The following is a 902-nucleotide window of genomic DNA, read 5'->3' on the forward strand; positions in this document are numbered from 1 at the left end:
GGTACTGAGCTCAAGCAATGGTGGTCGTCAGTGGGTGCAGCAGCAAGCAGCAAAAAATAGCAGCTCTGCTGCGTGCTCTCTGTCTCCTTCTGCTCGTGAGGAAGAAGATGGGGAAAAGAAAAGAAAAAGAAGAAGAGCTGGCTGGGCCAAGCTATTGGGCTGCACAAGGCTGAACAGGGCTGGGCTGCGTGGAGAAGGTGAAAGCTAGTGGGCTGCAGAAAACTAACGGGCCGGATTTTGTTTTCATTTCTAATTTATTTATCTATACTCTTTTGCTAATCTTTTATAATTAATTACTTTAATAGTTATTAATTAAGCTAATTGGAAGATAATTTCAGAATTGAAAGTTCATGATGTTACAATGGACACAATTAAATAGTGTAATTCATGGGGTACAAAATGCAATATGCTGCATGAAACAGGATCAATCTACTCATATTAACTCTCATAAGCTATTTTACTAAATTACACATAGTCTTTCTATTTAGTTAGAAATTTAATTAAGCACAATAGAATTTATAACATGCAATTTATGGATCTAATAATGCTCTCTAATTTTATGTAGGTACTAAACAGTGCAAGAAAGACTCCTACCAGGAATTAATATTTTTATAAACATATTCCATTTTCTACAATTTTTTTATTATAGGATCAAAAATTAAATCCTAGAAATTATTCTAGCCAGAAAATAAATATGATCAATTTTGTATAGGCTAATGACCATGATGTGAACATGTATGCAAAGTTTGGAAATTTATATTTTTATAGATTTTTGTAATTAAATACTCCAAGATTTGAATTCTTATAATTTTCTACAATGCAATAATGCACAAAATAGAATTTGGTCAAGCCTATTGCAAAGATCTACTCAAAAGGATTCTAATGAAATTTAATTCATATTT

Annotated in this window: 1 protein-coding gene; it reads left to right on the plus strand. The window is 32.0% G+C overall.

What is annotated here, in order from left to right:
- Positions 1-208, plus strand: a 208-nt coding sequence (locus tag ACQY5W_RS13035; protein ID WP_428025406.1) for a hypothetical protein, incomplete at its 5' end; no start/stop codon positions are given.
- Between the last annotated feature and the right edge of the window lie 694 nt (positions 209-902).

It is taken from the genome of Arcobacter sp., from assembly GCF_050300555.1.
GTDB lineage: Bacteria > Campylobacterota > Campylobacteria > Campylobacterales > Arcobacteraceae > Arcobacter.